6 protein-coding genes are annotated in these 14,841 nt (G+C 34.2%); all 6 read left to right on the forward strand.

Annotated elements, in window-relative coordinates:
* The first annotated feature begins 9 nt into the window (after positions 1-9).
* The 6 genes from SCB73_RS10100 to sov all read left to right on the forward strand — a co-directional run bounded on the left by SCB73_RS10100 (position 10) and on the right by sov (position 14,831).
* The gene (locus tag SCB73_RS10100; protein WP_320569897.1) at positions 10-2,013 is read left to right on the forward strand and encodes an OmpA family protein; all 2,004 of its coding nucleotides are present in this window, start codon (positions 10-12) and stop codon (positions 2,011-2,013) included.
* 271 nt (positions 2,014-2,284) lie between these two features.
* The gene (locus SCB73_RS10105) at positions 2,285-3,805 is read left to right on the forward strand and encodes a hypothetical protein (protein ID WP_320569898.1); all 1,521 of its coding nucleotides are present in this window, start codon (positions 2,285-2,287) and stop codon (positions 3,803-3,805) included.
* 259 nt (positions 3,806-4,064) lie between these two features.
* Positions 4,065-4,490, forward strand: a complete 426-nt coding sequence (locus tag SCB73_RS10110; RefSeq protein ID WP_132989273.1) for a CBS domain-containing protein — start codon at positions 4,065-4,067, stop codon at positions 4,488-4,490.
* A 159-nt stretch (positions 4,491-4,649) separates the two neighbouring features.
* Positions 4,650-6,941 carry an NADP-dependent malic enzyme gene (locus tag SCB73_RS10115; RefSeq protein WP_320569899.1) on the forward strand — a complete coding sequence of 764 codons (2,292 nt, stop codon included), beginning with the start codon at positions 4,650-4,652 and terminating at the stop codon, positions 6,939-6,941.
* Positions 6,942-7,005: 64 nt separating this feature from the next.
* On the forward strand, positions 7,006-7,587 hold the full coding sequence (ruvA, locus tag SCB73_RS10120) for a Holliday junction branch migration protein RuvA (RefSeq protein ID WP_320569900.1): 582 nt from the start codon (positions 7,006-7,008) through the stop codon (positions 7,585-7,587).
* A gap of 23 nt (positions 7,588-7,610) precedes the next feature.
* Positions 7,611-14,831, forward strand: a complete 7,221-nt coding sequence (gene sov, locus SCB73_RS10125; protein ID WP_320569901.1) for a T9SS outer membrane translocon Sov/SprA — start codon at positions 7,611-7,613, stop codon at positions 14,829-14,831.
* Positions 14,832-14,841: the final 10 nt, after the last annotated feature.

The following is a 14,841-nucleotide window of genomic DNA, read 5'->3' on the forward strand; positions in this document are numbered from 1 at the left end:
GATACAATCATGAGAATTAAAATTTTAAGCTTTTCTGTTTTATTTGTTTGCTTTTTCTTCAATGCAAATGCACAAATGACCAACATAAGCTCCGCAGATAAAAAGTATGATGATTATGCTTACGCAGATGCTATAAAAGCATATGAAAGTCTTATAGAAAAAGGAACAAAAGATGAAAAAATAGTGCAAAGGCTGGCTAATTCCTATTATTTTTTAAGTGAATTGCAGTCGGCGTTGCAGTGGTATGACGAATTATTCAGAATGAATGAAGAACAAGAACCTGAATATTTATACCGATATGCACAATGTTTAAAAGCATCTGGAGATTATCAAAAGGCGAATGAAGTTTTAGAAAAATTCAATCTAAAAGCAGGTTCAGAAAAAAGAGCTTCTTTGATCAGAAATGAGAAAAATTATTTAGACGAAATTAAGTTTAATTCGGGACGATATGAAATTGCCGATGCCGGAATAAATTCGCCTTATTCAGATTATGGAAGTATAATTTACGACAAAAAAATTGTTTTTACTTCAGCAAGAGATACGGGTGGAATTACGAAAACAAGTTTTAAATGGACAAACAAATCGTTCTCTAAATTATATGTAGCAGATTTGATGCCAGACGGAAGTGTTGGAAACCCAAAGTTGCTTCGTAAAAATCAAAAGGCAAAATTTAATGAGTCAACACCAATTTTTACAAAAGATGGCCGAACAATGTATTTTACCAGAAATAATTTTACAGACGGAAAAAGAGGGCAAAACGATAAGCAAGTAACACTTTTGAAACTGTATAAAGCCGATTTTATTGATGGCCAATGGGTAAATGAAAAAGAGCTTCCATTCAACAGTGATCAATACAGCACTGCGCATCCAACTTTGAGCATTGATGAAAAAACATTGTATTTTGCTTCAGATATGCCAGGAACTTTAGGGCAATCAGATTTGTTTAAAGTTGCGATAAATGCTGACGGAACTTTTGGTCAGCCACAAAATTTGGGTCCGATAATTAATACCGAAGGAAGAGAAACTTTTCCATTTGTTTCAGCAGAAAATGAACTTTATTTTGCTTCTGATGGACGTCCGGGGCTTGGCGGACTTGATATTTTTGTCACTAAAATAAATGCAGACAATACAATCGAAAATGATGTGCAAAATGTTGGAGAGCCAGTAAACAGTAAACAAGACGATTTCGGATTTACGCTTGACGGTAAAAACAGAAACGGATATTTTTCTTCTAATAGAGATGGAGGACACGGTTTAGATGATATTTATCGTTTCACCGAAATTAAGAGATTGTTTTGCGAACAAGATTTAATGGGAACAATAACTGATTCTGAATCAAATGAAGTTTTGGCAAATGTAACTTTGGCATTATTCGACGAAAATTTAAATCCTCTTGCAACAATAACTACAGATGAAAAAGGGAATTACATTTTTCCAAAGATAAAATGTGGTAAAAAATATTCGATAAGAGCTTCAAAAAGTGATTATGGAATGAAAGATGTTTCAGCATTGCTCAAAAAAGAAAATGGCAAAACAACCTTGGATTTTTCGATGCAAAAAATATTCAAGCCTTTAGCAGCTAAAACCATTGAAATCAAAAAAACGGCGGTAAAGCCAGTAAAAATTGGCCCAATAAAAATTGGTACAGATTTGGCTAAACTGTTGCATATTCCAATGAACTTTTTTGATTTAGGAAAAGCGACGATCAAAAAAACATCTGAGCCAGATTTGCTAAAAGTGGTCGATGTTTTGAATCAGTATCCAAATGTAAAATTAGATATTCGTTCACATACAGACAGCCGCTCATCATCTGAAAGCAATCAAATTTTGTCAGATAAAAGAGCACAATCGACAAAAGATTGGTTGATCAGCAAAGGAATTGATGCGAGCAGATTGACAGCAAAAGGATACGGTGAAACAAAATTAATAAACAAGTGTGCCGATGGTGTAAAATGCACTGAAAAAGAACATCAGCAAAACAGACGAAGTGAATTTATAATTGTAGGTCTGTAAAAATTGTTACATATTAAAATAAAAGCCTTCAAAATCAAACTGATTTTGAAGGCTTTTATTTTTGAGATTAAAAAACAGTAATTGAGTTGCTGAAAGATATTTGTCTTATTGTTTTGTTTTTCAGGCTTAATGAGGTGTTTTTTGTAGGATTTGTTTTAGTTATTTACGAAGCTGATAAATTAATCAGAAGAATAAATATTAACTAAAAAGAACCAACATCAGACATTTAAAATTATTAGGAAATGTACGTACTACTTTTAGCTTGATCGCCTTGGGGCTGGCTTTATTTTCTTGTGATAATACAGAAGAGAATAATGCACAAAGGGCAAATCAAAATAAACGCATTGGAAGTATTAAAGTAGTAGATGGCACCGTAAAAATCGAAAATAAAACTACACTGAAAAATATGTTTAATTCTTATAAGGAAAGTGTTGAACAACTGAACGATTTTCATAATGAGATTCGACACATTCAGAATGAAGGATTTAAACCATTAACTCCTATTTTTGATGAAAATGATTCCAATAAAATTGAAAAATTTATAGCAGAAAAAAAAGCTAAACTTCATCAGAGAAATGTTGAATATGGGATTTTTTCAAAATCTGCTGAAAATGAAGTCAGTCTCGATGACGAATTAATTGAAGATCCTGCTTTTGCTCGTCTTTTAAATGAAGATAGAGAAATTATTGTAGGAGACAGTTTATATAAATATACAGAAACAGGTTTGTATATGTGTAGAAGTGAAAATAAAGCAAAATTACACAGTTATTTGGAAAAATTAACTTCAAATCAGAAGAAACAACAACTTCAAAAAATTAAAAGTATGACAGCCAAAGCACCTGCTGAATATACTGAGGTAGGGGATGGCATAGTTAGATTTGTACTTCAAAAAATTGAGGCAATTTCTCCAGAATATTCTGGAGGTGGCGGTGGTTCTACGACAATTGTGCCAACTCCGAGTACAAGTCCTAAGCTAATTAAACAAAATCTTGAAATTGCTTACGTCGAGAAAAACAGCATTTGGGAAAAGGTTTTTGGTGCTTCTGATAAATCAGAAGACTATTATAGTGATAATAGAAGAATTCAGGTTAGTTTTTGGAATCAGAACTATTTTATATTTTCGTCGGTGGTAAATAAACCTATGAAAAAAATAATTTCTATTTTCTTGCTACTTGCTTGTATAAACAGTTACTCTCAGATAATCAGACCTTATGCGGGTTTTGTTGTTTATGTTCATAGCGATTTTGCAAATTCAGTTTTTTTTAATGTAAAAACAGGTGGAGAATTTAAAATTAGTAAATATCTGAAACCTGAAATTGAATTCAGTTTACTGGGTGGAGCTGTGGAAGATTTCACAAAAAAGAATGAAAATATTATTGTTCAAGAATATACTCGTTCGGTTACATCTCTTAATTTTAGTATATGTCCGAAAATAATTCTTGGCAATGAGTCTGAATTGAATTCCTATTTTGTAGTTCTTCCAAAATATTCATTATCTCATATTGAAGCAAATGGAAATTTAAGTAGCTATAACGATACAGGACATCTTACTGGAAACAAGCATGCAAATTCAAAGACATGGAGTCATTCTATAGGTTTTGGGATAGGTTATAATTTTAACTTATCAGATGAAAATCCAGATTCTTTGTGCATAATATTGGACTGTCAAGGAGTTGAATTGGGAGATGCATTAAATCATCTTAATGAGGAAAATAAAAACAGAATTCTAACAAAATGGACATTCGGCTTAGGGTTTAATTATTATTTTAATTTCAAGAAAAAAAAAGTTTAATATAGTTCCTCATTTGATAAAGAGCTTTTTTCATAATATTGAAAAAAGCTCTTTTTTTATGGAGATTAAAAAGCGTTAAAAAAACTTATTTTTCGCAAAAAATGCTCTTTAATAATTTCATTCTTTGCGAGATAATTTTGAAAAATAAAAAATAGATGTATTTTATTTAAAATGAATTAATTAGGTTTTCAAAAAGTGAGGGGGAATACTAAATTGTGTCATTTTTTTTATAACTTTATAAATCTAAATTTTTTCAGATATGACTGTAAATCAAATACTAAACGCAAAAGGAAGAAATGTTTATTCCGTACTTTCATCTACAACAGTTTATGAAGCATTGAAAGTAATGGGCGAAAAAAACATAGGGGCAATTCTTGTAATTGATGGAACTGACCTAAAAGGAATATTATCTGAAAGGGATTATGCTCGAAAAATTGTTTTGAAAGATAAATCGTCAAAAGAGACTTTTGTTCATGAAATTATGGAAAGCAATGTTATCACAGTAAATCTTTCAAATAATATTGAAGATTGCATGGAGCTGATGAGCACAAAAAGATTCAGACATTTGCCCGTTTTAGAAGATGGAACTGTAGTAGGAATTATTTCCATCAGCGATGTTGTAAAGGCAATAATCGAGATTCAAAAAGATACTATAAATCACTTGAATTCTTATATTTCGCAATAAAAGAAAATCCGAAAATATACTTTTATAAATAGTCCTGATTTTGAAGGACTATTTTTTTTTGATAGCTCAAATTGTTATTTTAACAAAAGAAAGCAGTAAAAACAGCCCATTTTAAACTAAGACTTATATCTTTGTAAGCTAGAATAAAAGCTAAAAATAATGAACAAAGAGAGTAAAAGAAGAGAAGCGCTACTGTACCACTCAGAGCCAACTCCAGGAAAAATTCAGGTAGTTCCAACAAAAAAATACGCAACGCAGAGAGATTTGTCATTGGCATATTCGCCAGGTGTTGCAGAGCCATGTTTAGAAATTGCAGCAAATGTTGAAGAAGTTTATAAATATACAGCAAAAGGAAATCTAGTTGCCGTAATTTCAAACGGTACAGCTGTTTTAGGACTTGGAGATATTGGACCTGAAGCAGGAAAACCTGTAATGGAGGGGAAAGGTTTATTATTTAAAATATTCTCTGATATTGACGTTTTTGATATCGAGGTTGATACAAAAAATGTAGAAGAGTTTATCCAGACCGTAAAAAATATCGCTCCAACTTTTGGAGGAATTAATCTTGAAGATATTAAAGCGCCGGAATCTTTCGAAATCGAAAGAAGACTTATAGAAGAATTGGATATTCCGGTAATGCACGATGACCAGCATGGAACAGCAATCATTTCTTCGGCAGCTTTAATTAATGCACTTGAATTAGCGGGCAAAAAAGCTGAAGATGTAAAAATGGTAGTTTCTGGAGCAGGATCTGCAGCAATTGCTTGTACTGATTTATATGTTTTATTAGGTGTAAAAGTAGAAAACATCTTGATGTATAACAGTAAAGGACTTTTGACAAAAGACAATCCTTCGCTTTCAGAATTACAATTGAAATATGCTGTTGATGGTCCAAAGATTGAATTGGCAGAAGCTGTAAAAGGCGCTGACGTTTTCATCGGATTGTCTTCAGGAGATATTTTGTCGCCAGAAATGTTATTGACAATGAAAGAGAACCCGATTGTGTTTGCAATGGCAAATCCAAATCCGGAAATCGATTATAATTTAGCTGTAGAAACACGTAAAGATGTTATTATGGCTACAGGCCGTTCTGATTTTCCTAATCAGGTTAATAACGTGCTTGGATTCCCATATATTTTTAGAGGAGCGCTAGATGTAAGAGCTAGAAAAATCAACGAAGCTATGAAAATGGCTGCGGTAAAAGCTTTGGCTATTTTGGCAAAAGAACCAGTTCCAGAACAGGTTAACGTAGCTTATGGGGCGACAAAACTTGGTTTTGGACAAGAATATATTATTCCGAAACCATTTGATCCAAGATTGATCACAGTTGTAGCTCCTGCAGTTGCAAAAGCGGCAATGGAATCTGGAGTTGCAAAAAATCCTATTACAGATTGGGCTGCTTATGAAGATAAGCTTCGCGAGCGTATGGGTAACGATAATAAAATGGTGCGTTTGATTACAAACCGAGCAAAATTAGATCCTAAAAGAGTAGTTTTTGCTGAGGCAGATCAATTAAATGTATTAAAAGCAGCACAAATTGTATACGAAGACGGAATAGGTATTCCAGTTTTATTAGGAAGCAGAGAAACTATTTTGGAGTTAAAATCAGAATTAGGTTTTGATGCAGATTTAGAAATCATTGATCCTAAAACAAACGAAGAAGAAGCAAGACGTAACCGTTTTGCAAATTCATACTGGGAATCAAGAGAGCGCAGAGGTGTTTCATTGCTTGATGCTCAGAAATTTATGCGCGAAAGAAATTATTTCGCAGCTATGATGGTAAACGAAGGCGAGGCCGATGCTGTGGTTACAGGATATTCAAGAAGTTATCCAAGTGTAGTAAAACCAATGCTTCAATTGATTGAAAAAGCGCCAGGAGCTTCACTTGTTGCAACTGCAAATATGATGCTTACAGCACGTGGACCAATGTTCTTGTCAGATACAGCAATCAATATTGATCCATCTTCTGAAGATTTAGTAAATATTGCATTAATGACGGCTAAAACAGCAAAAATGTTTGGTATTGAGCCAGTTATTGCAATGGTTTCTTATTCGAACTTTGGTTCATCAACACATAAAAATGCTTCAAAAGTAAGAGATGCAGTAGCTTATTTGCATAAAAACCACCCTGAATTAATTGTAGACGGAGAGATTCAAGCAGATTTTGCTTTAAATTCAGAAATGCTTAAAGAAAAATTCCCTTTTTCTAAATTGGCAGGTAAAAAAGTAAATACGTTGGTTTTCCCTAACTTAGAGTCGGCAAACATTACTTACAAGTTATTGAAAGAATTAAATAAAGCAGGCTCAATTGGTCCAATTATGATGGGACTTGGCAAGCCAGTGCATATTTTCCAATTAGGTGCAAGTGTTGAAGAAATGGTAAATATGGCAGCAATTGCTGTGATAGATGCTCAAGAAAAAGAAATTAAAAAAAATAAATTAGCCCAATAGACTACTAAAAGGATAAGAGTATTGTCTTACTTTTTATGTATATTTGGTATTATAAATTATTTTTATGATAGCACATTTGCAAGGGAAACTAGTTGAAAAGAATCCCACAGAAGTTGTAATTGATTGTGGTGGAGTGGGATACCATGTGAATATATCTTTACATACCTTTTCGCTAATTCCTAATGCTGATTTTATAAAATTGTATACGCATCTTCAAATCAAAGAAGATGCGCATACTTTATTTGGCTTTGTAGAAAAGTCAGAGCGCGAAATATTCAGAATGTTATTGTCGGTTTCTGGTATAGGCGCTAATATTGCGAGGACGATGTTGTCTTCAATAGAACCTAAACAAATTATAAATGCTATTGCATCTGGAGATGTAGCAGTTATTCAGTCAATTAAAGGAATTGGCAGCAAAACTGCCCAGAGAGTTATACTTGATTTAAAAGAAAAAGTGTTAAAGTTGTACGATTTGGATGAAGTTTCAGTAATTCAAAACAATACAAATAGAGATGAAGCGTTATCTGCTTTGGAAGTTTTAGGATTTGTCCGAAAAGCTTCTGAAAAAGTAGTGGAAAGGATTGTAAAAGAAGATCCAGAAGCTACAGCAGAAACCATCATCAAAAAAGCATTAAAAAGCTTGTAACACAACTAACATAAACCAATTGTATGCGTAAAATTTGTATTTTTTTACTGGTTTTATTTTGCGGTAATGTTTTGCGATCGCAAGTAAATCCGGCAGTTCAAGATACAACCAAAACTCAGTATTCTACAGGAAAGGTAGAACTGAAGGATCCTCCAAGCATACTAGCGGCCTATAAATACGATCCAATATCTGATCGTTATATTTATACCAATTCTGTTGACGGTTTTCCGGTCAATTATCCTATTATTTTAACGCCCAAAGAATATGAAGCATTGGTTTTGAAAGAATCTCGTCGAGATTATTTCAGAAAAAAGGCCGATGCAATTGATGGGAAAAAAGCAGGAAGTGAAGCCGCAAAAAAGAATTTACTGCCAAGATATTACGTAAATTCAAATTTCTTTGAAAGTATTTTTGGAAGCAATACAATTGATGTAAAGCCTACAGGTTCTGTCGAAATGGATTTGGGGATACGATACACCAAGCAAGACAATCCATCGTTTTCACCAAGAAACAGATCCAGTCTAACATTTGATTTTGATCAGCGTATTAGTATGAGTTTAATGGGAAAAGTGGGTACGCGATTAGAAGTAAATGCAAATTATGACACCCAGTCCACATTTGCTTTTCAAAACTTATTTAAACTTGCTTACACGCCTTCTGAGGACGATATCATTCAAAAAGTCGAAGTGGGTAATGTCAGCATGCCTTTAAACAGTACTTTAATTCGTGGAGCACAAAGTTTATTTGGTGTCAAAACTCAATTGCAATTTGGAAGAACAACAGTTACGGGTGTTTTTTCTGAACAAAAATCGCAAACCAAAAGTGTTGTAGCCGAAGGAGGTGGTACGGTTCAAAACTTTGACTTATATGCATTGGATTATGATAACGATCGACACTTTTTCTTGTCGCAATATTTTAGAGATAAATATGATGCTTCATTAAAAACGTATCCAGTCATAAATAGCCGTGTTCAAATTACTCGTATTGAAGTTTGGGTAACCAACAAACAAAACAGAGTAAGCACAACCAGCAATAACCTTCGTAACGTAGTTGCACTTCAGGATTTAGGTGAAGGACGTTTAAGTGACGTTCCAGATAATGAAGTGGTTGTGATCAGTTCAACAAATGGATTCTTTAATCCTTCAGTACTTGTTGATTCTCCTGCAGAAAATGAGAACAATGCTTATAATCCAGAAGCAATTGGACAGCCAGGCTCATTTTTAAATTCAAACATTAGAGAAATTGTTACGGCAAAGTCTGGATTTAACAATACAAATATTAGTGAAGGAACTGATTATTCGATATTAGAAAATGCTAGAAAATTAACCGCAAACGAATTTACGTATAACCCACAACTAGGATACATATCGTTACAACAGCGTTTGGCAAATGATGAAATTTTGGCCGTTGCCTACGAATATACTGAAGGAGGCAAGATTTACCAAGTAGGGGAATTTGGAAGCGATGGTGTTGATGCGACTGTTGTAACAGGAAGCAATAATTCAAATCAGGCCATTATTACCCAGAGTTTGATTTTGAAAATGCTTAAGAGTAATTTGACAAATGTGCAAAATCCGGTTTGGAACTTGATGATGAAAAACGTTTATCAAATTCCGCAAGCTTATCAAATCAAGCAGGATGATTTTAGAATGAACATTCTATATACTGATCCTTCTCCTATAAATTATATTTCGCCAGTTGCTGGAACTTCTTTTCCATCCAATCCAACACCAGACAATAAAGTAGATCAAACCCCTTTATTGAATGTCTTCAATTTGGATAAATTGAACTACAATAATGACCCACAAACTGGTGGAGATGGTTTCTTTGATTATTTGCCAGGTATTACGGTTGATGTTCAAAATGGTAGAATTATTTTTACTACGAAAGAGCCTTTTGGAGAATTGCTGTTTAAAAAATTGCAAAACCAAGGTTCAGGAGAAACCTATAATGACCCAAGTACTTATAATGCGAATCAGCAGAAATATGTATTTAGAAATATGTACCGTAATACACAATCTGGTGCTTTGCAGGATAGTGACAAGAATAAATTCTTGTTGCGCGGAAAATACAAATCTTCAGGAAGCAACGGAATTCCAATTGGAGCTTTCAATGTGCCTCAAGGATCTGTTGTGGTAATGGCGGCAGGCAGAAGATTGGTTGAAGGAATTGATTATAGCGTCGATTATCAATTAGGGCGTGTTCAAATTTTAGATCCTTCGCTTCAGGCTTCAAATACACCAATTGAAGTTTCGTTAGAGAATAATTCCATTTTTGGTCAACAAACCAGAAGATTTATAGGATTCAATGTAGAGCATAAAATTTCAGATAAATTTGTTGTTGGAGGTTCTTACTTGAAAATGTCTGAAAAGCCATTTACACAAAAATCAAGCTACGGTCAGGAATCTGTAAACAACACGATTTTTGGATTTAATGGAAATTATGCTACAGAGGTTCCGTTTTTTACAAGATTAGTAAACAAACTTCCAAATATCGATACCGATGTTCCATCAAATCTTTCGATTCGTGGTGAGGTTGCGTTCCTAAAACCCGATGCTCCAAAAGCAAGTGATTTTGAAGGCGAGGCAACTATTTATGTTGATGATTTTGAAGGTTCGCAAACTACTATTGATATGAGGTCTGCTTATGCATGGAGTTTGGCTTCGACACCTTTTGTGGGGTCAATAAACGACAATACTTTTAATGCTAATTCGAATACATTAGATTACGGTTTTAAACGTGCAAAATTGGCTTGGTACACTATTGATCCCGTTTTTTATTCGTCAAAACCAAGTGGAATTTCAAACGATGATTTATCTTTAAATACAACCCGAAGAATTTATAGTAAAGAGCTTTATCCAAATACAGATATCGCACAAGGTCAGATTCAAGTTGTTAATACACTCGACTTGACGTATTTCCCATCGGATAGAGGACCTTATAATAATGATCCAAATTTTGGAACTAACAATCCGTCTAATAATTTCGGGGGAATCATGCGGGCGTTAAATTCTACCAATTTTGAACAAGGAAATGTGGAGTATATTCAATTTTGGGTATTGGATCCTTATGTAGGAAATGGACAAGCACCGGCAAATAATACGGGTAAAATTTATTTCAACTTAGGTGAAATTTCCGAAGATGTTTTAAAAGATGGCAGAAAACAATATGAGAATGGTTTAGGCCCTGATCAAGTAATGGTAAATCCACAACCAATTTGGGGAGATGTACCAGCTTCTCAGTCGTTGATTTATGCATTTGACACCAATCCAGATAATCGTAGAAACCAAGACGTGGGTCTTGATGGTTTGCCTGATGCCAAAGAAGGTTCGATTTATACGAATTATGCAGGAGAAAGTGACCCTGCAGCAGATAATTATACCTATTATTTGAATACTGATGGTGATGTTATCAACCGCTATAAAAAATATAATGGTACAGAAGGAAACTCAGCAGTAAGTGTTGATGATCCAAATCGTGGTTCTACAACATTGCCAGACGTGGAGGATATTAATCGTGATAATACCATGAGTACGATTAACGCTTACTACGAATACAGTGTTGAACTTAAGCCAGGAATGCAGGTTGGCTCCAATTATATTACAGACATTCGCGAAGTAAGCAATGTCGAATTGCCAAACGGCGGAACTACAACGGCAAGATGGATTCAGTTTAAGATTCCAGTAGCATCGCCTCAAAATACAATTGGAAATATAACTGATTTTAGATCGATTCGTTTCATGCGTATGTTTATGACCGGTTTTAATGATCAAATGACAGTTCGTTTTGGAGCTTTGGATTTGGTACGAGGCGAATGGAGAAAATATACAGGAACACTTGATGCAAGCGATCCAAATCCAGATGATGATGGTGTTCAATTTGATGTTGCGGCAGTTAACATTCAAGAAAATGGTACAAAATGTCCAGTAAATTATGTAATGCCTCCAGGAGTTCAAAGAGAGCAATTGTATAATAATAATACTATCATCAACCAAAACGAACAAGCATTGGCAGTTCGAATTGGTGGTGCCGGATTGCAATATGCAGATTCAAGAGCGGTTTTCAAGAATGTAAGCGTTGATATGCGTCAATACAAAAAGCTGAAAATGTTCTTGCACGCAGAATCATTGCCAAATGAAGCGAATTTATTAGATGACGAAATGGTTGGTTTTATTCGTTTTGGTAATGACTTTACACAAAATTATTATCAAGTCGAAATTCCATTAAAAGTAACGCCAACGGGAGGTTCTTGTACTATAAGTCCTGATTTGGTTTGGATGGAAGAAAATAACATTGATTTGGCGCTTGAATTATTGACTCGTATGAAAATCAAGGCCATGCCTTTGGATGTTAATTCTCCAAAAAGAGATATTAACGGAGTATATTATCCTGATGATGATCCGGATTTGGCTTCGAGCGGTGGTGACGGCGACAGCAAATTAAGATTAGGTATTAAAGGAAATCCGAATTTTGGTTTGGTTAGAAATTTAATGGTCGGAGTTAAGAGTAGGGCCGATCATAAGGATATAAAAGGAGAGGTTTGGTTCAATGAGCTTCGAATGTCAGATTTGGACAATAAAGGCGGGATGGCCGCATTGCTGAATGTTGATACCAATATGGCCGATTTTGCAACAGTTTCAGCTACTGGAAGAAAAAGTACAATTGGTTTCGGATCTTTAGAGCAAGGTGCAAACGAAAGAGACAGAGAAGATATCCAGCAATATAATATTGTAACGAATTTGAATTTAGGAAAATTAATGCCTCATAAATGGGGAATTAATTTGCCATTCAACTATGCTATTGGCGAAGAAGTTATTACGCCAGAATATGATCCGTTCAATCAGGATATTAAACTGGATCAATTGCTAAAAGAAACAACTGATCCAGCAGAGAAAGACAATATTAGAACGCGTGCAGTAGATTATACGAAACGCAAGAGCATTAACTTTATTGGTGTTAGAAAAGATAGAGCTCCAGAGGCGAAACCTCATGTTTATGATGTAGAAAATTTCACATTCTCACAATCGTATAATGAAGTGGCGCGTCACGATTATGAAGTAGAAGATTATCGTGACCAGCAATCGAATTCGGCAGTGAATTATGCTTATACTTTCCAGCCAAAAGAAGTTGTGCCATTCAAGCAGACCCAATTCATGAAAAAAAGTGATTATTGGAAAATGTTGAGCGATTTCAATTTCAATTATTTGCCTTCAAATATTACATTCAACACAAATATTTTAAGACAAAGCAACCGTCAGCAATACAGACTTGTTGAAGTGGAAGGAATTGGTCTTGATCCACTTTATAGAAGAAATTTTGCTTTTAATTATCAATATGGTTTTGGTTTTAATGTGACAAAATCTTTAAAATTAACCTATACAGCGGCATCAAATAATATTGTGAAAAATTATTTGAATGAAGACAAAACGCCAAAAGAAGATTTTAATATCTGGGATGATTATTTTGATTTAGGAACTCCAAATCAGCACATGCAGCAAATTGTGTTGAATTATGAAATTCCACTTAATAAAATTCCGGTTTTGAGTTTTATAAAAGCAAATTATGAATACAAGGCAGATTACAGTTGGCAACGTTCTTCTACGGCAATGGCTGAGTTTGTTGATGATAATGGAATTCAATATAATTTAGGAAATACGATTCAGAATGCAAATTCAAATACGTTTACATCCGCTTTAAATATGAATTTGCTGTACAAATATCTTGGACTTACACCTGGCGCTAAAAAAGCTACACAACCTAAACATGCTGGTCCTCCAAAACCAGGAGAAAAAGTGGTAAGTACTCCAACAAAAACAGTGGCAGCTAATAATAGTCCGTTTTATGATGGTTTGATTGGTGTTTTAACAAGTTTGAAAAGCGTTCAGGTTAACTATACTAAAAACAGCGGAACCGTATTGCCGGGTTATACGCCAAGTATTGGTTTCTTCGGTACATCAAAACCTTCGTTAGGATTTATTTTTGGAAGCCAAGACGATGTTCGTTATGAGTCTGCAAAAAATGGGTGGTTGACTAATTATGAAAATTTCAATCAAAATTTCACACAGGTTACAAACAAGCTTTTGAAGGTAACAGCCAATATTGATTTGTTGCCAGATTTGAAAATTGATTTGTCTATGGATCGCGCTTATTCGGAAAATTCATCAGAACAATATAGTGTTATAAATGGAGAATATACACCTTTGTCGCCATATACGTATGGAATGTTTTCGATTTCAACGGTGTTGATTAAAACATCATTTGCTACAAGCAATGAAACACAATCTGCGGCATTTGATGAATTTAGGAATAATCGTTTGGTGATTGCCAATCGTTTGGCTGAAGAGCATTATGGTGCAGGAAATGAAATACCAAGGTATGGAGATGCAAACAATCCAATTCCGGCGGTTGGTGATCCAAATTATGCTATTTATACGGCGAATGTTGGGTATCCAATTGGTTATACAAAAAGTAACCAGGCTGTTTTATTGCCATCATTTTTGGCGGCTTATTCAGGAGGAAATGCATCGAGCAGTTCTACAGATATATTTAGAAGTTTCCCGATTCCAAACTGGAGTATAAAATACAATGGTTTGATGCGTTATAAGTATTTCAAAGATAAATTTAGACGTTTCTCATTGCAGCATAACTACCGTGCATCTTATACAATAAACCAGTTTAGATCTAACTTTGATTATCATGAAAACCCGAATGGTCAAGATGTTAATACGAATTTCTACAACGGCACGATAATGTCAAATGTCAATTTGGTAGAGCAATTCAGCCCGTTGATTCGTGTTGATTTTGAGTTGAAAAATTCATTCCGTTTGCTTACAGAGGTTAAAAGAGACCGTGCATTATCAATGAGTTTTGATAATAATTTATTGACTGAAGTACGAGGAGTTGAATATGTTGTAGGTATGGGATACCGTTTTAAAGATGTTATCTTTTCATCTAGATTGGCCGATAGCCCAACAGGAATTATTAAAAGTGATATTAATATAAAAGCAGATTTTTCATATCGAAATAATCAAACATTAGTGCGTTATTTGGATTACGACAATAACCAATTGGCGGCAGGTCAAAATATTTGGGCATTAAAATTAACGGCAGATTATGCTTTCAGCAAAAATTTGACAGCCATATTTTATTATGACCATTCATTTTCAAAAGCAGTTATTTCGACTTCTTTCCCGCTTACAAATATTAGATCAGGATTTACGCTCAGATATAATTTCGGAAATTAAATTTAGGATT

This window comes from Flavobacterium sp. KACC 22761 (assembly GCF_034058155.1).
GTDB lineage: Bacteria > Bacteroidota > Bacteroidia > Flavobacteriales > Flavobacteriaceae > Flavobacterium.